The sequence below is a fragment of the Allobosea sp. GW821-FHT03A12 genome (assembly GCF_058986765.1).
This window is the reverse complement of record NZ_JBYSVZ010000001.1, coordinates 456,902-478,997: the sequence shown is the minus strand read 5'-3', so window position 1 is coordinate 478,997 and position 22,096 is coordinate 456,902. Positions and strand designations below refer to the sequence as shown.

The window sequence follows — 22,096 nt, the reverse complement described above, 5'->3', positions numbered from 1 at the left end:
GTGCGCAGCGCCCGGCGGCGGCCTCATGGCAGCAAGGATAGGGTCGCTGCCGCGCCGCGTTCAAATGAATTTGCGACCGAGGCCGCCCTCTTGCTCTGTCGCAGCGAGGGAAACGCACCGGCTTCAACCGAAGAAAGGCCCCCGCCGCTGATGCGAGACCAGCGTCGGACTCGCCCCCAGCGCCAGCGACAATTCCCGGGCAGCGCCGAGCAGCAGCGGCGCGAAGGCCAGCATCTTCTCCTCGGTCAGGCGGATATGCGGCCCGGCGATCACCAGCGCGCCGATGACATCGCCACCCTGGGCGCTGCGGATCGGCGCCGCCGTCGCGCTCATCCAGGGCGAATAGGTCTGGCTCACCATGCTGAAGCCGCGCTTGCGCGCCTGGCGCAGATATTTGAGCAGAGCGGCCGGCGTCTCCGGCGCCTTCGGGCCGAATTCCTCGCGCGAGCCGTAGCCCTGGCGCTCGACCAGCGCGAGCGCCTCCTCCTCCGGCAGGCAGGACAGCCAGGCATGGCCGCTGGCCGAGCAGGAGAGCCGGCCCGACTGGCCCATATCGGGGTCGTAGCGCAGCCCGAAGGGCGAGCCCTGCGATTTCGCTACCCAGACCAGCTCGCGCCCATCGATCAGGGCAAGGCGCACCAGCTCCGCCGTCTCGCGCGCCAGCTGGTCGAGCACCGGCTGAGCGAGATCGGTGATGCCGCTGCCGGAAAGGAAGCTAAAGGCGAGCGAGGCGATCTTGGCGGTGAGCTGGTACAGGCCGTGATGGCGCTCCTGACGGACATAGCCGCGCTCGACCAGGCTGGTCAGCACACGATGTGTCGCGCTGCGCGGAATGCTGAGCCGTTCGGCGATCTCGTAAAGCGGCAGCCCATGCGCATGCGCCGCCAGCAGCTCGATCACGCCCAGCGTCCGCTCGAGCAGCCCGCTCGGAGCCTGCTCGATCTCGGCCTCTTCCATGTCAGCGACCGGCTTCTTCGCCATGGCCCTATCCGAAGTTAAATTCCCGGCGGCGTCTCTGGCGTGCCGCTGCGTGGACGACAAGGGTCGTACGCACAATGTCCGGCCTCCCGCATTGCCCTCCTTATCTCGCCGGGAGGGCTCGGGGTCAAGGCAATTGGAACAGAATTCCATTCTCTGAAAATAAAACTGGAACTCAATTCCAGTTATGCTAGAGGGTCACCGCCGGCTGCGCATCGCGGCGCCGGCCAATCGAACGTCCTGCGTCGTCGAAACCCGGGACCATCGTAAGCCTGAGGGCTGCCGCCGGAGGATATGACCCGTGAGCATCACCATCACTGGCGCGACGCGCCTCAACGTCATCGTCGGCGAGCCGATCGCGCAGGTGAAGTCGCCGGCCGGCATGACGGCGGCCTTCGCCGCGCGTGAGCATGACGGCATCGTCGCGCCGGTGCGCGTCGCGCCCGAGCATCTCGATGCCTTCCTCGCCGCACTCGACCATGTGCCCAATTGCGACGGCATCATCGTCACCGTGCCGCACAAATTCGCCTGCCATCGCCATTGCGCCAGCGCCACCGAGCGCGGCGACTTCCTCGGCACGGTCAACATCATGCGCCGGCGCAAGGACGGCGCCTGGCATGGCGATATCGTCGACGGGCTCGGCTTCGTCGGCGCGGTCAAGGCCAATGGCGGCGAGCCCGCCGGCAAGCGCGCTTTGCTGGTCGGCGCGGGCGGCGCCGGCTCGGCGATCGCGCTCGCCCTCGTCGATGCCGGCGTGCGTGAGCTCGCCATCCACGATGCCGACGCCGAGCGCCGCGACCGGCTGATCGCCCGCCTCGACGGCCGGGGCGGCGCGAAGGTCACCGCCGGCTCGGCCGATCCGAGCGGTTTCGAGTTCGTCGCCAATGCCTCTCCGGCCGGCATGAAGCCGGGCGACCCGCTGCCGGTCGAGACCGAGAAGCTTGCGCCGGAGACCTTCGTCGGCTGCGTCATCACGGTTCCCGTGATCTCGCCGCTGGTCGAGGCCGCCCGCAAGCGCGGCTGCAAGACCTCGACCGGCAGCGACATGTACCAGGCGCTGCAGAGCGCCATGGTCGACTTCCTGCTCGCCGGCGAGCGCATCGGCTGAGGTCCGCGATGTTCACGACGCTGGCGGCCCTGCCGGAACAGACCTCCTACGACGTCATCGTCGCCGGTTCCGGCGCCGCCGGACTGGCGGCGGCCGTCTTCGCCGCAATCGAGGGTCGCTCGGTGCTGGTCATCGAGCGCACCGACCATGTCGGCGGCACCAGCGCCCTGTCAGCCGCCACGACCTGGGTTCCCAATTCGCTGCATGCCGAGAAGGTCGCGACCGGAGATTCATTCGAGAAGGCCGCCCGCTTCCTCGACGGCGTCGTCGGCAACCATTCCTCGGCCCGGCTACGCGAGGCCTTTTTGCGCGCCGGGCCGCAGGCGATCGCGACGCTGGAAGAGCGCAGCGAGGTGCATTTCCGTCCCTACGCCACCCATCCCGACTATGAATCGGATGTCGAGGGCTCGACCCTGCGCGGGCGCGCGTTGGAGCCGATCCCGTTCGACGGCCGCCGGCTCGGCGCCGATCTCCAGCGCATCCGCCCGCCGATCCTCGAATTCACGTTGTTCGGCGGCATGATGATCGACCGCACCGATATCGGCCATCTCCTCAAGCTCAGGACGTCCTGGGACTCGTTCAAGCACGCGGCAGCCATCCTCGGCCGCTACGGGCTCGACCGCCTGAGCGGCAAGCGCGGCACCCGCCTGGTCATGGGCAACGCCCTGATCGGCGCCCTGCTGCTGACGCTGAAGCAGCATGGCGGCACCGTCCTGCTGAACGCTTCGATCACAGAATTGCAGAACGGGCCGGACGGCGTCAGCGGCGTCGTCGTCGAGCAGGGCGGCGTGACGCGCGCGATCGCGGCCGGGCTCGCCGTCGTGCTCGCCGCCGGCGGCTTCAATCGCCATCCGCAGCGCCGCGGCGCCATGCTCCACAGCCCGACGCCGGCGCTCAGCCCCGCCGCCCCCGGCCATACCGGTGCGATGCAGGACCTCGCGCTCAAGCTCGGCGCGCGCTTCGGCGAGGGCAGCCGCGACAACGCCTATTGGGCGCCGATCTCGACGCGGACGAGGCCGGATGGCTCGACCGCGGTCTTCCCGCATTTCGTGCTCGACCGCAGCAAGCCCGGCACCGTCTGCGTCGACCAGACCGGCCGGCGCTTCGTCAACGAATCCACCTCCTACCACCTGTTCAGCCGCGCCATGTTCGAGGCGAACCAGACGCGCCCGACCATCCCCTGCTGGATCATCACCGACGCCGAGGGTCTCAGGCGCTACGGGCTCGGCATGGTCAGGATGGGGACGCGCGACCTGAAGCCCTTCCTCGCCGACGGCTATCTCGTCGAAGGGGCGAGCATCACCGAACTCGCCGGCAAGCTCGCCATCGATCCGGCGACGCTCACTGAGACCATCGCGCGCATGAACGACCATGCCCGCAAAGGCGTCGATCCGGAGTTCGGCCGCGGCACCACCGATTATCATCGCGTCAACGGCGACGCCTCGCGCGGCCTGCCCAATCCGACGCTCGGCCCGATCGCGACCGCGCCCTTCTACGCGGTCAAGCTGACGCCGGGCGATATCGGCGCCGCGACCGGGCTCGTGATCGACGAGAACGCGCAGGTGCTCGGCGAGGGCGACCGGCCGATCGGCGGGCTCTATGCCTGCGGGAACGAGGCGCAGTCGATCATGGGCGGGACCTATCCGGGCCCCGGCATCACCATCGGCCCGGCCATCACCTTCTCCTGGTGCGCCATCCGCCATGCGCTTGGGGAGCGGGCGGCGGGATGAGCGGTGACCTGCCCAGCTCCTGCGACCTGCTGGTGATCGGCTCAGGCGCCGGCGGGCTGGCGAGCGCCGTCACGGCCGCAATCCTCGGCCTCGATGTCGTCGTGATCGAGAAGGAGCGCCATTTCGGCGGAACCACCGCCTGGTCCGGCGGCTGGATGTGGCTGCCGCGCAACCCGCTCGCGCGGGCCGCCGGGATCGACGAGGACGAGGAGACAGTCCGAACCTATCTTCGCCATGAGCTCGGCGAGAGCTATGACGAGGCCTTCGTCACCATGCTGCTGGAGCAGGGGCCGCGCATGGTCGAGTTCTTCCGGCGCGAGAGCGCGGTCGACTTCATCGACGGCAATCTGATGCCGGATTTCCACGGCAACACGCCCGGCGCCGGCACCGGCGGCCGCTCGCTCTGCGCCAAGCCCTTCGACGGGCGCGAGCTCGGCGTGCGCCTGCAGGATCTGCGTCCGCCACTCGAAGAGATCGCGCCCTTCGGCATGAACATCGCCTCCGGCGCCGACCTCCAGCATTTCCTCAATGCAACGCGCAAGCTGCCCTCCTTCCTGCATGTGCTGCGCCGGCTCGCGCGCCATGTCCTCGACCGCGCCAGCCATGGCCGCGGCCTGCATCTGGTCAACGGCAACGCCCTCGTCGCGCGCCTGCTCAAATCGGCCGATGATCTCGGCATCGTCCTGCTCAAGGAGACCGCCGCGGTCGAGCTGATGCGCGACGGCGAGCGCATCGCCGGCGCGATCGTCGAGCGGCAGGGGCAGCGCCGCACGATCCAGGCGAGGCGCGGCATCGTGCTCGCCACCGGCGGCTTTCCGCATGATCTCGCGCGCAAGTCGGCGCTGTTCCCGCATGCGCCGACCGGCCGCGAACACTGGTCGGCCGCTCCTTGCGCCAATACCGGCGACGGCCTCAGGCTCGGCGAGGCGGCGGGTGGGCGTGTCCGAACCGACCTCGCGCATGCCGGCGCCTGGGCACCGGTCTCGCTGGTGCCGAAGCAGAATGGCCAGCCCGGCCGCTTCCCGCATCTGGTCGAGCGCGCCAAGCCGGGCGCGCTGATGGTGCGCCGCGACGGCAAGCGCTTCTGCAACGAGGCCGACTCCTATCACGACGTCATGCAGGCGCTCTTCGCCACGACGCCGGCCGGGGAACCGGCCGAGGCCTGGCTGCTCTGCGATCACGCCTTCCTGCGCCGCTACGGGCTCGGCCGCGCCCGGCCCCGCCCCTTCCCGATCCGGCCCTGGCTCGGCAACGGCTATCTCAGGCGCGGTGCGACGATCGCCGAGCTTGCGTCGGCCTGCGGCATCGATGCCGCCGGGCTGGCTCGAACGCTCGAAGCCTACAACGCCGCCGCCGCCGAGGGCCGCGACCCCGAATTCGGCCGCGGCGAGACGCCCTATAACCGCATCCAGGGCGCGGCCGACAACCAGCCAAACCCTTGCGTCGCGCCGCTCGGATCGGGGCCGTTCTATGCGGTCAGGATCGTGCCCGGCAGCCTCGGCACTTTCGCCGGCCTCAGGACGGATGCACAGGCGCGCGTGCTCGATGACCGCGATGCGCCGATCCCGGGCCTCTATGCGGTCGGCAACGACATGTCGAGCATGATGGCCGGCCGCTATCCGGCCGGCGGCATCACGCTCGGCCCGGCCATGACCTTCGGCTACGTCGCCGCCCACCATGCCGGCGGCATCCCGCTCGCCAACAACCGTTCCTGATCCCGCGCCCGGAGACCCGCCATGCGCTATGAAATCGCTACCCTCACCGTCCGTCTCGGCAAGGCCGGAGCTGTCGTCGCCGCGCTCGACGCCGCGCTGAAGGCGACGGAGGCGAAGGGCCGCCTGCTCGGTTGCTGGACGAGCGAGATCGGCACGCTCAACCAGGTCATCCTGCTGCGGAGCTTCACGGACGAGGCCGAATTGCTGTCCGAACGCCAGCACCTGCTCGCCAGCGGCAACCCGTTCGGCGCCGGCGAGGACATCGCCAAACTGGCCTTCGACAGCTATGCGCCCTTCCCCTTCCTGCCGCCGGTCCAGCCAGGCAAGTTCGGCGCCGTCTACGAGATCCGCACCTATATGCTCAGGCACGGCGGCGTGCCGGCGACGATCGCGGCCTGGCAGGCGGCGGTGCCGGCGCGCGTCGAGCTCTCGCCGCTCGTCATCGCCATGTACGCGCTCGATGGCCCGCCGCGCTTCACCCATATCTGGCCCTTCGCCAGCCTCGACCAGCGCGCCGCCGTCCGGGCCGACTCCGTCGCCAAGGGCATCTGGCCACCCAAGGGCGGACCGGAATGGCTGACCGGCGAGATGTATTCGACGATCGCGCTACCCACCGCAATCTCGCCGCTCGCCTGAGGGATGCCGACCATGCCGCTGATGTCGCTCGCCTATCTCACCACCGTGCCGCTGAGCCCGCCCGATGCGGTCCGTCTCGCCGCCGAGCTCGGCTATGACGCCGTCGGCCTGCGCGCGCTGCCGGCCGCCCCGGGCGGCGACACCAGCCCGCTGATCGAGGATCCCTCGCTGTTGGCGCAGACGCGGCGTGCCATCGCCGACGGCGTCCCGGTCTTCGATGTCGAGATCATCCGGCTCGGCGCCGATTTCTCCGTCGAGGCGATCAAGCCCTTCCTCGAGGTCTGCGGCGCGCTGCAGGCTCGCGCCGTGCTGGTCGCCGGCGACGATCCCGACGAGAGCCGCCTCACCGCCTCCTTCGCCGCCTTCTGCGCGGCGGCGGCGCCCTATGGCCTCACCGGCGATCTCGAATTCATGCCGTGGACGCAAGTGCCGGACGCCAGCACGGCGCTGCGTATCGTCACCGCCGCCGATCAGCCGAATGGCCGCGTGCTGGTCGATGCGCTGCATACCGGCCGCTCCAGCACCACGCTTGCCGACATCGCCGCGATCCCGGCCGCACGCCTGAGCTATGCCCAGCTCTGCGACGCCCCGGCCGAAATCCCCACCACGACCGCAGGCCTGATCCACACCGCCCGGCAGGCCCGCCTGCTGCCCGGCGAAGGCGGCATCGATCTCGTCGGCATCTTCAGCCAGTTGCCGGCCGAGTTGCCGGTCAGCGTCGAGGTGCCGCATCTCGAACGCGGCGCGCAGCTCGGCGTCCGCGAATGGGCCCGCCAGGCCCTGGCCGCGTCGCGCGCCACCCTGGCCGCCCGCGATGCGGCGGTGGCCAAGGGCGCCTCGCTGCGGACGGACTGACGGCGCGGGCTGGACGGGCGGCCCCAGACCATACCGATCTCATGCGGAATGCGCCGTCTTTCCGGGACTTCGCGCAGCGAAGGGCCCGGAAAGACGGTGCGGCTCTCCAAGAAGCAGGACGGCTCTAACCGCGCCAGCCTCCGGCCATCTCCGCCAGCGCCACCGCATCCGCGCCCGCCGGGAAGTGGAGCCGATCCGAGGCGTCGTTCGCCGCCTGCCAGACGGCTTCGGCGACATCGCTCTCCTTGGTCGTCAAGGCGGGCTTGGCGAACGCGGCGAAGATCGGCTCGGCGAAGGCGGCATAGCTCGCCGGGATCAGGTCCTCGATGCGCACGCCGGCGTTCTCGGTGAAGCGCGTGGTCGGGGCATAGCCTGGCTCGACCAGCTTGGCCCTGATGCCGAAATGGCCGAGCTCATGGGCGAGCGAGCCGGTGAAGCCCTCGATCGCCTGCTTGCTCGCCGTATAGGCCGCCGCCAGCGGCATCGAGATCAGCGTGACGCTGGAGGTGACGTTGACGATCGCGCCGGAGCCCCGCGACCGGAATTGCGGGATCACCGCCTGGCACATCGCCATCGTCCCGAAGGTGTTGGTCTCGAAGATCCTGCGGATATGCTCCATCGGCGTCGCCTCGAAGGCGCCCACCACGCCGATCCCGGCATTGTTGACGAGGACATCGATCGGGCCGGCTTCCGCGAGCGCTGCCGCGATGCTGTCCATATCGGTCACATCGAGCGGCAGGATGCGCAGCGCTGGCGAGCGCGGCAGGATGTCCTCGCGCGGCGTGCGCATGGTCGCGACGACGGTCCAGCCCTGCGCGAGGAAATGGCGGGCGGTCTCCAGGCCGTAGCCCGAGGAGCAACCGGTGATCAGCACCGTCTTCATGATGATGTCCTTGCTGGTTTCGATGCTGCCGTGATACGAGCAGCGCTCAGGACGATCTACGATCGATAGTCCAAATTTGATTTGAGATAGTCCGGACATGATCGACCCGCTCGCCGAGATCATCAGCCTGCTGCGGCCGCGCGCCGTGTTCACCAAGGGCATCAGCGGCGCCGGACGCTGGGCGGTGCGCTATGCCGATTTCGGCCATCCCAGCTTCTGTGCGGTCATCGAAGGCAGCTGCCGCCTCGCCGTCGACGGAGAGGAGGTCCTGACCCTGGCCGCTGGCGATTTCGTGCTGCTGCCGACCACGCCGGGCTTCACCCTGTCCGGCTTCGAGCCGGCGACGCCGGTGCTGATCACGCCCGATCTCGCGCCCTCGCCCGATACCGAGCTGCGCCATGGCGATCGCGAGGGCCCGCCGAATGTGCGCCTGCTCGGCGGCTACTTCACCTTCGATGTCGACGAGGCGGGGCTGCTCGTCTCGCTTCTGCGGACGCAGATCCGGATCCGCGACATCCCCCGGCTCTCGACCCTGGTGCGGCTCCTCACCGAGGAGTCCGCCACGCAGCGGCCGGGCCGGGAGCTGGTGCTCGGCCGCCTCGTCGAGATCCTGCTGGTCGAGGCGCTCCGGCTCACGCCGACAGCGGATGCGCCGGCAGGGTTATTGCGCGGCCTCCGCGATAACAGGCTGGCGGACGCGATCCGCAGCATCCATGCCGAGCCGGCCCGCGCCTGGACGATGGCCCGGCTCGCCCGGGAGGCCGGGTTGTCACGCTCGGCCTTCTTCGAGCGCTTCGCCCGCAATGTCGGCGTGCCGCCGATGGAATATCTGCTGGGCTGGCGGATGGCGCTGGCCAAGGACCTGCTGCGCCGGCGCGACATCGATCTCGCCGAGATCGCCGAGCGGGTCGGCTATGGCTCGGCCAGCACCTTCAGCACGGCTTTCAGCCGCCATGTCGGACAGCCGCCCGGCCGCTATGCCCGCAGCCTGGCGGAGCGGGCCGCCGCGACGGAGCGGCCTACTTCACCACGAAGCCGTGCGCGAACGGGTCGCGGTCGTCGATGAAGATGGTGTTGTAGCCGGTCATCCGGGCCCAGCCGGCGATCGAGGGGATGATCGCCGGACGGTTCGCCACGGTCGTCGCCGCCTCGACCCGGCCCTTGAACAGCGAGCCGATGATCGACTCGTGCACGAATTCGTCGCCGACCCCGAGCTTGCCCTTGGCGGCGAGCTGCGCCATCCGCGCCGAGGTGCCGGTGCCGCAGGGCGAGCGGTCGATCGCCTTCTCGCCGTAGAACACGGCGTTGCGGGCATCGGCGCCGTCCTGCGTGGCCTTGCCGGTCCACTGGATGTGCGACAGCCCCCGGATCTCCGGATGCTCCGGATGGACGAACTCGTACTTGGCGTTCAATGCCGCCCGCAGCTTCGGCGACCAGCCGACCAGCTCGCCGGCGGTATGGTCGGCCATGTCCCGGAAATTCTTCTGCGGCTCGACGATCGCATAGAAATTGCCGCCATAGGCGACGTCGACGGCGATCTCGCCGAGCCCCTCGACCTCGGCGGTCAGCCCTTCAGCATAGAGGAAGCCGGGAACGTTGGTGAGGCGGACCTCCTCGACGAAGCGGCCCTCCTGGCGATAGCTGATGTCGACCTTGCCGGCCGGCGCGTCGATCGAGAGCCTGCCCGGCTCGCGCGGTGTGATCAACCCGTTCTCGATGCCCATGGTGATTGTGCCGATCGTGCCATGGCCGCACATCGGCAGGCAGCCCGAGGTCTCGATGAACAGCACGGCGACGTCGCAATCGGGCCGCGTCGGCGGATAGAGGATCGAGCCCGACATCATGTCGTGCCCGCGCGGCTCGAACATCAGCCCGGTGCGGATCCAGTCGAACTCGCGCAGGAAATGTGCCCGCTTCTCCAGCATGGTCGCACCCTCAAGGCGCGGACCACCGCCCGAGACCAGCCGGACCGGATTGCCGCAGGTGTGGCCGTCGATGCAGGAGAAGGTGTGGCTGGCCATCGATCAGAACCTTGCTGAGGCGCTAAGCCTGCTTGAAGTCATGTCGGCTTTTTGAATACATCATGTATACATAATTGCAACGACAGAGCGAGGCAACGCCATGACCGACATCACGATCCTCAGCATGGAGGTGCTGACGCGCCGGATCGAGGCGGTCTTCCGCAAGGGCGGATTGTCGCCGCTTCATGCCGCGGCGCTGGCCCGCGTGATCGCGGCCGGCGAGCGCGACGGCTGCAAGTCGCATGGCGTCTACCGGGTCGAAGGCTGCCTGCGCACCATCAAGGCCGGCAAGGTCTCGCCCGATGCCGAACCGGTGCTGCAGGATGACGGCTCGGCCGTGCTGCGCGTGTCGGCGGGCGGCGCCTTCTCCTGCGCCGGCTTCGAGCTGGGCGCGCCCGCTCTAGCCGAGCGAGCCAAGGCGCTCGGCCTTGCCGCTCTGGTGATCAACGACTGCACGCATTTCTCGGCGCTCTGGCCGGAGGTCGAAGCGCTCGCCGAGATGGGCGTCGCCGCGCTGGCGATGTGCCCCAGCTACGCCACCGTCGCCCCATCTGGCGGAACCACCGCGCTGCTCGGCACCAATCCGCTCGCTTTCGGCTGGCCGCGCCAGGGCGGGCACCCTTACGTCTTCGATTTCGCCACGAGCGTCGCGGCGCGCGGCGAGATTGAACTGTACCGCCGCGCCGGCAAGCCCCTGCCCGAGGGCTGGGCGCTCGACTCGCAGGGCCAGCCGACCACCGACCCGACCGCAGCACTCGCCGGGGCGATGCTGCCCTTCGGCGGTCACAAGGGCTCGGCGATCTCGACCATGATTGAATTGCTGGCCGGCGTGATGATCGGCGACCTGACCAGCCAGGGTGCGCTCGATTTCCTGGGCACCACGACGCTGGCACCGCAGCATGGCGAGCTGATCCTGGCGTTCTCGCCGGAGCGCTTCGCCGCCGGCCGCCTCGGCGACCCGTTCGCCCGCGCCGAGGTCCTGTTCGAGGCGATCGCCGGCCAGGGCGCGCGCCTGCCCTCGCAGCGCCGCTTCAAGGCCCGCGAGGGCTCGCTGGCCGATGGCATCGCCCTGACCACCGCCGAGATCGAGCAGCTCGACCGGCTGGAGGCGCTGGGGCTCGACGCGGTGGCGTGAGCAGCGAGCCGCGACATACGCACACGCACCCCCCCTTGTGGGGAGGGGTTGGGGTGGGGGTCGCAAAGCCGGAGCGAGCGGCAGAAGTTGACGGCGCCGTCGCTGCTGCCAGCCCTTATTTCTGCGGACAATCACCAGGCGGCACCACCCCCATCCCCATACCCTTCCCCACAAGGGGGAAGGGAGGAACTGGGGCGATCAGCTTCGCGCTCGGCATTCCTCAGGCGGCGTGCTTCAGCGCGCTAGGCTGCTTCGACCACTGCGCATACCAGCCGTCGAACAGCTTGAGCTGCGCCTCGACATAGCCGCGCTGGCTCTCGCCGAGCACGTCGGTCGGGTTGAAGTGCAGCGCGTACTCGGCGTCGCCGTTCAGCACCATCATGTGCTTGAAATAAAGGACGAGCTCCGGCCCTTCGTCGAAAGAGGAGAGCACGGCGAGCGCCGCCTCCAGCTCGAGCGCGAGGCGCCGCGCCTCGACATCACCCTTCGCCGCCGCCTGGCTCAGGCTGACGAGGTGCAGCACCTCCTTCGGCAGCACGCAGCCGATGCCGGTGATCGCGCCGGTCGCGCCGCAATTGACGAAACCGTGGAAGACGCAGGTGTCGACGCCGATCATCAGCGAGACGTCATCGTCGCGGCTGGTGATGTTCTCGGCGGCGTAGCGCATGTCGGCGGCACCGCCGAACTCCTTGAAGCCGACTAGGTTCGGATGCTCGGCCCGCAGCGCGAAGAACAGGTCGGCGCGAGTGGCGAAGCCGTAATAGGGGCTATTGTAGATCACCGCCGGCAGATCGGGCGCCGCGGCGAGGATCGCCTTGAAATGGTGGCGCTGCGCCTCGACTACCGAGCCGCGCGAGAGCACGCGCGGGATCACCATCAGGCCCTTGGCGCCGATTGTCTGGGCATGGGCGGCATGGGCGACGGCGGAAGCGGTGTTGACCGCGCCGGTGCCGACGATCACCGGCACGCCGGCCTTCACCAAGGCCTCGACGCCCTGCATGCGCTGCGCGTCGGTCAGCAGCGGCCAATCGCCCATCGAGCCGCAATAGACCACGGCCGACATGCCGGCGGCGATCAGCTCCTTGCCCTTGCGCACCAGCGCCTCGAAATCCGGGCTGCGGTCGTCCTTGCAGGGGGTCATCAGCGCCGGCATGCAGCCGGAAAAGATCTGGGCCTTCATCACGCGCTCCTCGGGCTGGTGGTTCAACGGGCGGGCTGTCTAGCCGCCTTGATCGACATTCATAATACTCTTTGTATTTTATTTGTCGACAAGAAATTTCGACACACAGAAACTCGTCATTCCGGGGCAGGCCGATAGGCCTGAGCCCGGAACCCAGAACCGATGCCATGGCAAAGGGAACCTGGCCTTTGCCGCGGTTTCTGGACCGCCGGCATCGGCTCTGGATTCCGGGCCCTTCGCTACGCGAAGTCCCGGAATGACGGACGGTTCGGTGCTACAGCGCCAGCGTTTGGCGTCTGTCGCGGGCGATCAATTGCTGGATCTGCTGGACTATCTGGTCGGCATGGGCCTTGGCCAGCCGGTCGGCGGCCTCGACGTCGCGGGCGGCGATCGCCGCGATCATCTCCTCGTGTTCCGCTACATAGCGCTGCGGCAAGCGATCCTCGAAGGAGGAGTAATAGAGCCGCAGGATGCGCCGGCCTTCATCGAGCAGGCGGCAGAACAGCCCAGTGTAATAGGGATTGCGCCCGGCTTCGGCGATGGCCGCGTGGAAATCGCGGTTGGTCGCGATCATGGCGAGCGCATCATGCGCCTCAACGGCCCCGGCGAAGGCGGCCTGCCGGGCGCGGATGACGTCGAGATCGGCAGGCACGTGGAACTCGGCCGCCAGCCTCGTGGTGACGCGATACATCAGCGTGATCGCGTCGAAGAAGGTGTGCAGGTTGAGGAAGTCGATGTTCGACACCACCGTCGAGCGGTTCGGCAGCGTCGTCACCAGCCCCTCGCTCGCCAGGCGCACCAGCGCCTCGCGGATCGGCGTGCGCGACATCGACAGCCGCTCGGCCAGCTGGATCTCGTCGATCGGGCTGCCCGGCGGCAGCACCAGGTCGATGATGTCGTCGCGCAGGATGTCGTAGACGAGCTTGACGCCCTCGCCTCGCTTGCGCTCGGCCGGCGCAGCCATGGTCTTGTCGGTCATGTGCAATCCCTTGTCGACATGACGAATACAGTTCCCACGAGCCTGCGGCAAACAGGGGCGCTTGTCATTTCACAGATCATGCACGATCGGTCATTGACGATCGATGACATCTGCCTGATGATGCTGGGCAAGGGAGGAGGCTGGAGATGATCCGCAAGCCCGTGCTGGCGCGCGTCGCGCTGGTCGATCAGGTGACGGCGCTGCTGATGGAGCGCATCCTCGACCGCGACTACGCGCCGGGCGAGAAGCTCAACATCGATGCGCTGTCGCGCGAGTTCGCGGTCAGCGTCTCGCCGATCCGCGAGGCGCTGACCCGGCTGGCGGGGCTCGGCCTCGTCGCAGCAACCTCCTTCGCCGGGTTTTCCGTCGCGCCCGAGCCGTCGCGCGACTGGTTCGAGCAGCTCCGCGACTTCCGCATCCTCAACGAGGGCTGGGCCGCCAGGCAGCTCGCCCGCAGCCGCGATCCCGATGCCATCGCCCGCATGCGCGACAGCATTGCGGCGATGGAGGCGGACACACCATCGGACCAGGCACCCGACTATGTCGGCGCCAGCCAGGCTGACGAGGCCTTCCACGAGGCGATCCTCGCGGCCAGCGGCAACGAGATCCTGGCCCAGGCGGTGCGCAGCCTGCACCCGCATCTGCACCATGCCCGCCTGTTCAGCCGCATCCCGCACGACATCGGCCCGATGCTGGACGAGCACCGCGCCATCCTCGCCGCGATCGAGCGCGGCGACGAGGACGGCGCGCAGGCCGCCGTAGCGGCCCATCTGACGACCTCATGGCATCGCTACGGTAGCCGGCATGCCGACCAGCCGAACGCACACTGAAACGCCCCGACAAGGAAACCCGGAATGGCCAAGATCGTATCCGTCGAAGTGCTGCAGGCTGACCTCAAGCCCAAGGTCAAGCGCACCGACGCTGTGCAGAGCTTCGAATTGCAGGAAACGCCGCTCGTACGTATCACCGATGCCGACGGCGTCACCGGCACCGGCTACAGCTACACCATCGGCACCGGCGGCTCCTCGGTCTGCAAGCTGATCGACGATCATCTCGCCCCCGTGCTGATCGGCCGCGATGCCGAGGAGATCGAGGGGCTCTGGCGCACGCTGTTCTACCGCGTCCACGCCGCCACGGTCGGCGCCATCACCTCGATCGCGCTCGCGGCGATCGACACCGCGCTCTGGGACCTGCGCGCCCGCAAGGCCGGCCTGCCGCTGCATCGTCTCGCCGGCGGCGCCAAGAACGGCATCGACCTCTACTACACCGAGGGCGGCTGGCTCCACATGGACGAGGCCGAGCTCGTCGCCGAAGCCGTCAAGGCCAAGGAGCGCGGCTTCGGCGGCACCAAGGTCAAGGTCGGGCGCCCGCATGTCGCCGAGGACGTGAAGCGCCTCTCGGCCGTGCGCGACAAGGTCGGCTTCGGTTGGGAGATCATGACCGACGCCAATCAGGGCCTCTCGCTCGACGAGGCGATCCGCCGCGCCCGCCATTACGAGAAGCTCGACGTCGCCTGGTTCGAGGAGCCGATCCACGCCGACGATGTCGGCGGCCATCGCCGCCTGTCGCAGTCCACGACGGTGCCGATCGCGGTCGGCGAGTCCATGTATTCGCTCTCGCAGTTCAAGGACTATCTCGAGGCCGGCGCCTGCTCGATCGTCCAGGTCGATGTCGGCCGCATCGGCGGCATCACACCCTGGCTCAAGGTCGCGCACATGGCCGAGGCCTTCAATGTGCCGGTCTGCCCGCACTTCCTGATGGAGATCCATCTCGGCCTGTGCTGCGCCGTGCCCAACAGCCGCTGGCTCGAATACATCCCGCAACTCGATCTCGTGACCTCTTCGCCGATCCGCATCGAGAACGGCAAGGCGATCCCCTCGGATCAGCCCGGCCTCGGCATCGACTGGGACTGGCAGGCGCTGGAGCGGACGATCGTCCACCGCAGGAGCCATGGCGCGGCGCCTTCGCTCAAGGCGGGCGCCTGAGATGGGCGCGCTCGCAGGACAGGTCGTCGTCATCACCGCGGCGGCGCAAGGCATCGGCCGCGCTACCGCCGAAGCCTTCGACCGCGCCGGCGCCATCGTCTGGGCGACGGACATCAACGAGGGCGCGCTGGCCGCAATCGAGGCCGGGCCGAACTTGCAGCGCCGAAGGCTCGACGTGCTCGATGCCGGAGCCGTCACCGCGTTCTTCGCTGGGATCGGCCGGGTCGATGTGCTCTTCAACTGCGCCGGCATCGTCCAGAGCGGCACGGTGCTGGAGGCAAGCGAGGCCGATCTCGACTTCGCCTACGACCTCAACGTCAAGGCGATGGTGCGCACAATCAAGGCGGCGCTGCCCGGCATGCTCGAGCGCAAGGCCGGCTGCATCGTCAACATGGCTTCGGTCGCCTCCAGCGTGAAGGGCGTGCCGAACCGCTTCGCCTACGGCGTGACCAAGGCCGCCGTCCTCGGCCTGACCAAGTCGATCGCCGCCGACTATGTCGCGCAAGGCATCCGCTGCAATGCGATCTGCCCCGGCACGGTCGAGAGCCCATCGCTGCAGCAGCGGCTAAGCGCGCAGGGCGACTATGAGGCGACCCGCGCCGCCTTCGTCGCCCGCCAGCCGATCGGGCGGATCGGCACGCCGCAGGAGATCGCCGATCTCGTCGTCTACCTGGCGGGCGCGACCTACACCACCGGCCAGGCCCACATCATCGACGGCGGCTGGACGATCTGACCAGCCGAACCGCGCCCACGCAACGAGAACGAGCGGCCGCCCCAGAAGGATACACAGATGACGACACAGGCCTTGCCGCTTGCCACCGACGCAGCCGGGGACGCGCTTTACAAGCGCGTCTACTGGCGGCTCATCCCGCTGCTGATCCTGTGCTTCATCGTGGCTTATTACGACCGGGTCAACATCAGCTTCGCCAAGCTGCAGATGCAGGACGAGCTGAAATTCTCCGACACGGTCTATGGCCTCGGCGCCAGCCTGTTCTTCGTTGGCTACATTCTCTTCGAAGTGCCGAGCAACGTCATCCTGCACAGGGTCGGCGCGCGCAAATGGATCGCGCGCATCATGGTCTCCTGGGGCGTCGCCTCGGCGTTGATGATGTTCGTCGCGACGCCGTTTCAGTTCTACGCCATGCGCTTCATCGTCGGCGCGATGGAGGCAGGCTTCCTGCCGGGCGTGGTGCTCTACTTCACCTACTGGTTCCCGCCGCGGCGCCGCGCCCGGGCGAACTCCTTGTTCATGACGGCGATCTCGTTGTCCGGTGTCACCGGCGGCCCGCTCGCCGGCTGGATCATGACGCATTTCGCCGGACTGAACGGCTGGTCCGGCTGGCAATGGCTCTTCCTGCTGGAAGGCATCCCGGCCGTGCTGCTCGGCTTCGTCGTCTTCTTCTTCCTCGATGATCGTCCGGCGCTTGCAGGCTGGCTGTCGGAATCCGAGAAGCGCACCATCGAGGCCGATATCGCCGCCAATGAATCGGTCGCACCCGCACAGCATTCGCTGATGCGCGCCTTCTCCGATCCACGCGCACTGTTCCTGTCCGGCGTCTATTTCCTGATCCTGGTGGGCCTCGGCGGCGTCACCTTCTGGATGCCGCAGCTCATCAAGAACGCCGGCGGCCTCGACACCCAGACCGTTGGCCTCGTCACGGCGATCCCGTGGCTGATCGGCGGGCTCGGCATGCTGGCGATCGCCTTCAACTCGGACCGCAGCGGCGAGCGCAAATGGCATCTCGCACTCTGCGCCGTCTCCAGCGGCATCGGCTATGCGGTGAGCGCGGCTTTCCCGCACGACCTCATCGTCGCGGTGGCGGGCTTGTCCCTCGCGACGCTCGGCATCCTCGCCATATTCCCCGTCTTCTGGACCGTGCCTTCGACCTTCCTGGGCGGCGTCGCCGCAGCGAGCGGCATCGCCTTCATCAACTCGATGGGCAATCTCGGCAGCGTCTTCAGCCCGACCTTCATCGGCTGGGTCAACGACCGGACGCAGAGCACTCAGCTCGCGATCAACGTCATCGCCGCGATGATGGTGCTGGCCGGCCTCCTGATCGTCGCCTTCTGGCCGAAAAAGGACACGGCAAAGCCATGAGCACCGATGTGAAAAGGCCCGGCGCCCGCTATCGCGCCGAGGAACTCGCAGCTTTGGCACGCGCTCTGGTGGAGCGTGCCGGCCTGCCGCAGGACAAGGCCGGCGACGTCGCTGAAGTCCTGGTCGAAGGCGACCTGCTCGGCAAGTCGACGCATGGGCTCGCTTTGCTGCCGCTCTATCTGCGCGAGATCGAGAGCGGCGGCATGACCGCCGGCGGCGAGCCAGAGATCCTCAACGATATCGGCGCCTGCCAGACCTGGGACGGCCGCAAGCTGCCCGGTCCCTGGTTGGCGCGGCGCGCCACTACCGAGGCGATCGCCCGGGCCAAGCGCTTCGGCCTCGGCGCCGTCGCGATCCAGCGCAGCCACCACACCGCCTGCCTCGGCGCCTATCTCCAGCCGGCGATCGACTCCGGCTGCCTGATGCTGCTGACGCTGACCGATCCCGGCCACAGCAGCGTCGCTCCCTTCGGCGGCGTCACGCCTGTCCTGACCTCGAACCCGATCGCCTTCGGCGCGCCGGCGCCGGATGCACCCATCCTGATCGACATGTCGACGGCGCTGATGACCAATGGCGGCGTCGCCGCCTACCGCCAGCGCGGCGAACACCTGCCGCACCCTTTCCTGATGGACGCGCAAGGCCGTCCATCGACCGATCCGAACGTCATCGCCGCCGACCCACCCGGCACGATCCTGCCGCTCGGCGGGCTGGAAGCCGGCCATAAGGGCTTCTCGATCGGCCTCATCGTCGAGCTCCTCACCGGCTGCCTCGCCGGGCGCGGCCGCGCCGAAGGCGGCGACGGCTGGAGCGCGGCGGTCTTCATCCTGGTGATGGACCCCGCCGCCTTCGGGGGCACCGAGAATTTCAACCGTCAGGTCACCGTCCTGGCAGAGCGCTGTCATGCGGCGCAGCCTCGCCCCGGCTTCGACCATGTCGACCTGCCGGGCGCCCATGGGCTCGCCCGGCGCGAACGCCAATTGCGCGACGGCGTCGAGCTTTCCGCCAGCATCGTCACCGGGCTCAGCGAGAGTGCGGCGCGCTTCGACCTTGCCATGCCGGCTGCCATCACCTGACCGCTAGGCCGCCAACCGTCATCCCAAAGAACAACGAAGCTTCGAGGAAACCCCATGTCGCAGGCGATCGCGGCCGGAACGACACCGGCCGAACAGACGAACATCCGGCGCGCCGTCGCGGCGGCGACGATCGGCACCGTCATCGAATGGTTCGACTACGCGCTCTATGGCGCGGCGGCGGGCCTGATCATCAACAAGCTGTTCTTCCCGCAATTCTCGGATTCGGCCGGCGTGCTCGCAGCCTTCGCGACCTTCGCCGTCGGCTTCTTCAGCCGGCCGCTCGGCGGCATCGTGATCTCGCATATCGGCGACCGCTTCGGCCGCAAGCCGGCCCTGATCTTCACCATCGCCCTGATGGGCGCCTCGACCGTGGCGATGGGCCTGCTGCCGACCTATGCGCAGATCGGCATCTGGGCACCGGTGCTGCTCGTCGTCCTGCGACTGCTGCAAGGCTTCGGCGCCGGCGCCGAATATGCCGGCGCGGTCACGCTCGTCGCCGAATACGTGCCGCCGGAACGCAAGGCCTACTACACCGCCTATCTCCAGGCGGCGACGGTGGTCGGCATCATGCTGGCGACGCTTAGCTTCCTGCTGGTATCGCTGCTCTCGGAGGAGACGCTGTTCGGCTGGGCCTGGCGCGTGCCGTTCCTGGCCTCCGGCCTGCTCTTCTTCGTCGCCCTCTACATCCGCAAGCATCTCGACGAGACGCCGGAATATGTTGCGGCGATGGAGAAGGCGGCCGAGAAGCGCCATGAGGCGCAGGTTCCGCTGCGCGAGCTCATCAGCAAGAGTCCGCGCGAACTGCTCTTCGGCTTCCTGTCGGTCACCGGCCACAACGCCAACGCCTATATCCTCAGCGCCTTCAGCCTGAGCTACATGACCAACACGCTCGGCATGCCCCGCACGGATGCGCTGACCGCTGTGATGATCGCCACCCTGACCGGCATCGTCACCACGCCGATCATCGGCGCCCTCGCCGACCGCGTCGGGCACGCAAAAGTCTACCTGTTCGGGGCGGTCTTCGTGTTCTGCTACGCCTTCCCGATGTTCGCGCTGCTGGACACCAAGAACCTCCTGCTCTGCACGATCGCCCTCAGCATCGGCTACGGCATCGGCTTCGGCGGCCTCGCCAGCGCGCAGGGTGCCTTCCTCGCCAACCTGTTCCCGACCCGCTACCGCTTCTCGGGCATCGCCATGACGCGCGAACTCAACAGCGTCGCGATCGCCGGGCCGACGCCGTTCATCGCGGCCGCGCTCGTCACGGCCGGCGGCGGCAAGCCGACCTATGTCGTCGCCTATCTGATGCTGTGCTGCGCCGTGACGGCGATCGCCGTCCTCGCCGTCCGCTCGCGCTCCTATGAGCGCGGCAGCGAGTGAGGCGGCGCCTCGGATGAGCCTGCGACCCAAGCCGCAGGCTCATTCGGCTTTCCCGATCTACTGCCCGATCTGACGGATCGCGATCTTGTTGAAGCGCGGCTTGGCCTCGCCCTGCTGCTCGATCGCGACCTCGCCATTACGGACCTCGAAGCGCAGCACGGTCGAGCCGGCGCCGCGCCAGTCGGCGGTCTCGCCATCGTCCTCGTAGAGTTCGCCGGACGCGCCCTCGACCACGCCGCAGACCAGTACCTCGCGCTCGGTGCTGATGCCCTTGGCATCGCCGAGCGGGATCAGCGCCCCGGCCCGCACGAACAGCGGCAGCCGGCCAAGCGGCGCCGGAACCGTCACGGTGACGCCGCCAGGATAGTGCTTGCCGTCATGCCAGTCATACCAGCCGCCCCCGTGCTGCGGCAGGTAGGCACTGCGCTCGCGCGCTCCCTCCTCCAGCACCGGCGCGACCAGCACGTCCGGCCCGAGCATGAAGACGTCGTCGACCGCGACGGCGGCGGCGTCCTGTGGGAAATCGTAGAGCAGTGGGCGCACGGCCGGGATGCCGTCGCGGCTCGCCCGCCACATCTGGGTATAGAGATAGGGCATCAGCCGGTAGCGCAGCGAGATCGCCTCGCGCACCTGCGGCACCATTTCCGGATACATCCAGGGCAGGTTGACGACGCCGTCATCGTTCCAGGAGTTCATCACCATGCGCGGCCAGAGCGCACAGAACTCGTTGAAGCGGACGAACAGCTCCGGGCCAGGCGTCGGCCCATGGAAGCCGCCGACATCATGGCCGATCGAGAACATGCCCGACAGGCTCATATTGAGCCCCTGGGTCAGGTTGTAGCGCAGCGTCTTCCAGGCGGTCTCGTTGTCGCCCGACCAGGTCTGGGCATAGCGCGAGATGCCGGCGCAGCCGCCGCGCGTGATCGCATATTGCCGCTTGCCCGGCTCGCGCGCGCTCTGAGCCTCATGGGACAGCTTGGTCATCAGCAGCGGCTGGGCCGGACGCGCCAGCGCTTGCCGGAAGGGCCGGCCGTCGCCGTCGCAGACGGCGTCCTCGTCCCAGATCTCGTATTCGTTGTTGTCGTTCCAGACCGTGGTGAAGCCATGGTCGAGCAGCGCCGTCTCGATGCCGGCCCGCCACCAGGCTCGGCCCTTCGGGTTGGTGAAGTCGATATGGAAACCCAGCCCGTCCCAGAACTGTGCCACCGCCGGCTCGCCAGTCCTGGAATCCTTGACCAGGAAGCCCTGATCCAGCGCCTCCTTGAGGCGGGGATGGTCGTCGAGCAGGCAGGGCTTGAGGTTGGCAACGGTGTGCATGCCGGCCTTGTTCAGCCGCTTCATCGTCGCCAGCGGCTCCGGGAACTTGTCGCGGTTCCAGTTGAAGGCGTAGCGGCGCTGGCCGATCTGGGTATAGCCCGAGCCGAAATGGAAGCTGTCGCAGGGGATGGCGTGCTTGCGGCACTTGGCGACGAAGTCGCTGATGCGGGCATCGGCATCGGGCGCATCGGCGATCGCCATCGAGGTGACGCCGAAGCCGAAGGACCAGCGCGGCGCGAAGGCCTGGCCGCCGGTCAGCCAGGAGAAGCGGCGGACCACGTCCGGCACGGTCGGGCCAGCCATGACGTAATAGTCGAGATCGCCGTCATCGCCTTTCCAGGAGCGGAACAGGCCGTGATAGTTGTCGAGCGTGCAGCCGAGGTCGACGCTGCCGGTCGAGAGGTTGTCGTAGAACACGCCATGGGCGCCCGCCTTCCCGTCGACGATGAAGAAGGGCAGCATCTTGTAGAGCGGGTCGGACAATTCGGCGTCGAAGCCGCAGGGATCGACCGCGTCGATGGCGAAGCGCCGCCCGGTCCGGTCGAGCGGGCCGGCCTTGTCGCCGAGCCCGTAATGCCGCTCGGCATAGTCGCGCGCCATGAAATGGGCGAGCGCACCGGTGCGCGGCGAGATCAGATAAGCCTGCGTCGTGCGGTCCTGCAGGAAAGCTTCCGCCTCGCCCTCGCGCCGCCAGGCGATGCCGAAGGGCGAGAGCGTCACCTCGGCGGAGAGGCCACCGGCCGACAGCGTGACCTTGCCCTCGCCTTCGCTGACGCTCGCCTGCGGGCAGGCGAAGCCGGAAAGATCGTCGCGCGGGCGCCCTTCATAGGGCGGCTCGAGCCCACCCGGAGCGATCGACCAGCCGCGGTCGAGCCGGTAGCCGTCCGCCGGCTTCAGCGTGACACGGCCGATATCGCCTTCGAGGATGCGCACGGCGATCGTCGCGCCGAGGCCGACATCGAACAAGGCGGCTTCGCCGTCGCGGCCGAGATAGCGGCCTTGCGTCAGGGCTTTCATGGGATCTCT

Annotated in this window: 19 protein-coding genes; 13 read left to right on the top strand and 6 right to left on the bottom strand. The window is 68.4% G+C overall.

The genetic code is table 11. The annotated features are described in order from the left end of the window. Window positions 1-123 precede the first annotated feature (123 nt). Window positions 124-981, bottom strand: coding sequence for an IclR family transcriptional regulator (locus tag AC3WLC_RS02295; RefSeq protein ID WP_493682317.1), 858 nt, complete (start codon window positions 979-981; stop codon window positions 124-126). 298 nt (window positions 982-1,279) lie between these two features. On the opposite strand from AC3WLC_RS02295, the gene AC3WLC_RS02290 reads away from it, so the two are divergent. The 5 genes from AC3WLC_RS02290 to AC3WLC_RS02270 are packed head-to-tail and all read left to right on the top strand — an operon-like array spanning window position 1,280 to window position 7,022. Continuing rightward, entirely contained in the window at window positions 1,280-2,086 is an 807-nt protein-coding gene (locus AC3WLC_RS02290; protein WP_493682316.1) for a shikimate dehydrogenase family protein, read from the top strand. 8 nt (window positions 2,087-2,094) lie between these two features. Beyond that, window positions 2,095-3,816: an FAD-dependent oxidoreductase gene (locus AC3WLC_RS02285; RefSeq protein WP_493682315.1), complete on the top strand. Its 1,722-nt coding sequence runs from the start codon at window positions 2,095-2,097 to the stop codon at window positions 3,814-3,816. After that, window positions 3,813-5,531 (top strand): FAD-dependent oxidoreductase, encoded by a 1,719-nt coding sequence (locus tag AC3WLC_RS02280; protein WP_493682314.1) that lies wholly within the window; start codon window positions 3,813-3,815, stop codon window positions 5,529-5,531. Before AC3WLC_RS02285 ends, AC3WLC_RS02280 begins: the two co-directional genes overlap by 4 nt. 21 nt (window positions 5,532-5,552) lie before the next feature. Beyond that, on the top strand, window positions 5,553-6,167 hold the full coding sequence (locus AC3WLC_RS02275) for an NIPSNAP family protein (protein ID WP_493682313.1): 615 nt from the start codon (window positions 5,553-5,555) through the stop codon (window positions 6,165-6,167). Between the two features lie 12 nt (window positions 6,168-6,179). Beyond that, entirely contained in the window at window positions 6,180-7,022 is an 843-nt protein-coding gene (locus tag AC3WLC_RS02270; protein WP_493682312.1) for a sugar phosphate isomerase/epimerase family protein, read from the top strand. 124 nt (window positions 7,023-7,146) lie between these two features. On the opposite strand, the gene AC3WLC_RS02265 is transcribed toward AC3WLC_RS02270, so the two are convergent. Further along, complete coding sequence (locus tag AC3WLC_RS02265) at window positions 7,147-7,905, bottom strand: SDR family oxidoreductase (protein WP_493682311.1); 759 nt, start codon at window positions 7,903-7,905, stop codon at window positions 7,147-7,149. A gap of 97 nt (window positions 7,906-8,002) precedes the next feature. On the opposite strand from AC3WLC_RS02265, the gene AC3WLC_RS02260 reads away from it, so the two are divergent. Next, complete coding sequence (locus AC3WLC_RS02260; protein ID WP_493682310.1) at window positions 8,003-8,971, top strand: AraC family transcriptional regulator; 969 nt, start codon at window positions 8,003-8,005, stop codon at window positions 8,969-8,971. Here the strand turns inward: AC3WLC_RS02260 and AC3WLC_RS02255 are convergent. Then, window positions 8,925-9,926, bottom strand: a complete 1,002-nt coding sequence (locus AC3WLC_RS02255; protein WP_493682309.1) for a 4-hydroxyproline epimerase — start codon at window positions 9,924-9,926, stop codon at window positions 8,925-8,927. The genes AC3WLC_RS02260 and AC3WLC_RS02255 overlap by 47 nt on opposite strands. 100 nt (window positions 9,927-10,026) lie before the next feature. On the opposite strand from AC3WLC_RS02255, the gene AC3WLC_RS02250 reads away from it, so the two are divergent. After that, window positions 10,027-11,061, top strand: coding sequence for an Ldh family oxidoreductase (locus AC3WLC_RS02250; protein WP_493682308.1), 1,035 nt, complete (start codon window positions 10,027-10,029; stop codon window positions 11,059-11,061). Between the two features lie 220 nt (window positions 11,062-11,281). On the opposite strand, the gene AC3WLC_RS02245 is transcribed toward AC3WLC_RS02250, so the two are convergent. After that, a complete protein-coding gene (locus tag AC3WLC_RS02245) occupies window positions 11,282-12,241 on the bottom strand; it encodes a dihydrodipicolinate synthase family protein (RefSeq protein WP_493682307.1) in 960 nt (319 codons plus the stop codon). Between the two features lie 274 nt (window positions 12,242-12,515). Then, window positions 12,516-13,220: a GntR family transcriptional regulator gene (locus AC3WLC_RS02240; protein WP_493682306.1), complete on the bottom strand. Its 705-nt coding sequence runs from the start codon at window positions 13,218-13,220 to the stop codon at window positions 12,516-12,518. 146 nt (window positions 13,221-13,366) lie between these two features. On the opposite strand from AC3WLC_RS02240, the gene AC3WLC_RS02235 reads away from it, so the two are divergent. The 6 genes from AC3WLC_RS02235 to AC3WLC_RS02210 are packed head-to-tail and all read left to right on the top strand — an operon-like array spanning window position 13,367 to window position 19,753. Beyond that, on the top strand, window positions 13,367-14,050 hold the full coding sequence (locus AC3WLC_RS02235) for a GntR family transcriptional regulator (protein WP_493682305.1): 684 nt from the start codon (window positions 13,367-13,369) through the stop codon (window positions 14,048-14,050). Between the two features lie 24 nt (window positions 14,051-14,074). Further along, entirely contained in the window at window positions 14,075-15,205 is a 1,131-nt protein-coding gene (locus AC3WLC_RS02230; RefSeq protein WP_493682304.1) for a mandelate racemase/muconate lactonizing enzyme family protein, read from the top strand. Window position 15,206: 1 nt separating this feature from the next. Continuing rightward, complete coding sequence (locus AC3WLC_RS02225; RefSeq protein ID WP_493682303.1) at window positions 15,207-15,938, top strand: SDR family oxidoreductase; 732 nt, start codon at window positions 15,207-15,209, stop codon at window positions 15,936-15,938. A 57-nt stretch (window positions 15,939-15,995) separates the two neighbouring features. Beyond that, window positions 15,996-17,303 (top strand): MFS transporter, encoded by a 1,308-nt coding sequence (locus AC3WLC_RS02220; protein ID WP_493682302.1) that lies wholly within the window; start codon window positions 15,996-15,998, stop codon window positions 17,301-17,303. Further along, window positions 17,300-18,376: an Ldh family oxidoreductase gene (locus tag AC3WLC_RS02215; protein WP_493682301.1), complete on the top strand. Its 1,077-nt coding sequence runs from the start codon at window positions 17,300-17,302 to the stop codon at window positions 18,374-18,376. The genes AC3WLC_RS02220 and AC3WLC_RS02215 overlap by 4 nt, the downstream gene beginning before the upstream one ends. Before the next feature lie 54 nt (window positions 18,377-18,430). Next, window positions 18,431-19,753, top strand: a complete 1,323-nt coding sequence (locus AC3WLC_RS02210) for an MFS transporter (RefSeq protein WP_493682300.1) — start codon at window positions 18,431-18,433, stop codon at window positions 19,751-19,753. 57 nt (window positions 19,754-19,810) lie between these two features. On the opposite strand, the gene AC3WLC_RS02205 is transcribed toward AC3WLC_RS02210, so the two are convergent. Beyond that, entirely contained in the window at window positions 19,811-22,087 is a 2,277-nt protein-coding gene (locus AC3WLC_RS02205) for a glycoside hydrolase family 31 protein (RefSeq protein ID WP_493682299.1), read from the bottom strand. Window positions 22,088-22,096 lie beyond the last annotated feature (9 nt).

Excerpts from the sequence above, each read along its gene's own strand:
- AC3WLC_RS02260 (WP_493682310.1), top strand. The coding sequence starts at position 8,003 with ATGATCGACCCGCTCGCCGAGATCATCAGCCTGCTGCGGCCGCGCGCC.
- AC3WLC_RS02265 (WP_493682311.1), bottom strand. The coding sequence starts at position 7,905 with ATGAAGACGGTGCTGATCACCGGTTGCTCCTCGGGCTACGGCCTGGAG.
- AC3WLC_RS02225 (WP_493682303.1), top strand. The coding sequence starts at position 15,207 with ATGGGCGCGCTCGCAGGACAGGTCGTCGTCATCACCGCGGCGGCGCAA.
- AC3WLC_RS02235 (WP_493682305.1), top strand. The coding sequence starts at position 13,367 with ATGATCCGCAAGCCCGTGCTGGCGCGCGTCGCGCTGGTCGATCAGGTG.
- AC3WLC_RS02230 (WP_493682304.1), top strand. The coding sequence starts at position 14,075 with ATGGCCAAGATCGTATCCGTCGAAGTGCTGCAGGCTGACCTCAAGCCC.
- AC3WLC_RS02280 (WP_493682314.1), top strand. The coding sequence starts at position 3,813 with ATGAGCGGTGACCTGCCCAGCTCCTGCGACCTGCTGGTGATCGGCTCA.
- AC3WLC_RS02215 (WP_493682301.1), top strand. The coding sequence starts at position 17,300 with ATGAGCACCGATGTGAAAAGGCCCGGCGCCCGCTATCGCGCCGAGGAA.
- AC3WLC_RS02240 (WP_493682306.1), bottom strand. The coding sequence starts at position 13,220 with ATGACCGACAAGACCATGGCTGCGCCGGCCGAGCGCAAGCGAGGCGAG.
- AC3WLC_RS02210 (WP_493682300.1), top strand. The coding sequence starts at position 18,431 with ATGTCGCAGGCGATCGCGGCCGGAACGACACCGGCCGAACAGACGAAC.
- AC3WLC_RS02245 (WP_493682307.1), bottom strand. The coding sequence starts at position 12,241 with ATGAAGGCCCAGATCTTTTCCGGCTGCATGCCGGCGCTGATGACCCCC.
- AC3WLC_RS02275 (WP_493682313.1), top strand. The coding sequence starts at position 5,553 with ATGCGCTATGAAATCGCTACCCTCACCGTCCGTCTCGGCAAGGCCGGA.
- AC3WLC_RS02270 (WP_493682312.1), top strand. The coding sequence starts at position 6,180 with ATGCCGCTGATGTCGCTCGCCTATCTCACCACCGTGCCGCTGAGCCCG.
- AC3WLC_RS02205 (WP_493682299.1), bottom strand. The coding sequence starts at position 22,087 with ATGAAAGCCCTGACGCAAGGCCGCTATCTCGGCCGCGACGGCGAAGCC.
- AC3WLC_RS02250 (WP_493682308.1), top strand. The coding sequence starts at position 10,027 with ATGACCGACATCACGATCCTCAGCATGGAGGTGCTGACGCGCCGGATC.
- AC3WLC_RS02295 (WP_493682317.1), bottom strand. The coding sequence starts at position 981 with ATGGCGAAGAAGCCGGTCGCTGACATGGAAGAGGCCGAGATCGAGCAG.
- AC3WLC_RS02255 (WP_493682309.1), bottom strand. The coding sequence starts at position 9,926 with ATGGCCAGCCACACCTTCTCCTGCATCGACGGCCACACCTGCGGCAAT.
- AC3WLC_RS02285 (WP_493682315.1), top strand. The coding sequence starts at position 2,095 with ATGTTCACGACGCTGGCGGCCCTGCCGGAACAGACCTCCTACGACGTC.
- AC3WLC_RS02220 (WP_493682302.1), top strand. The coding sequence starts at position 15,996 with ATGACGACACAGGCCTTGCCGCTTGCCACCGACGCAGCCGGGGACGCG.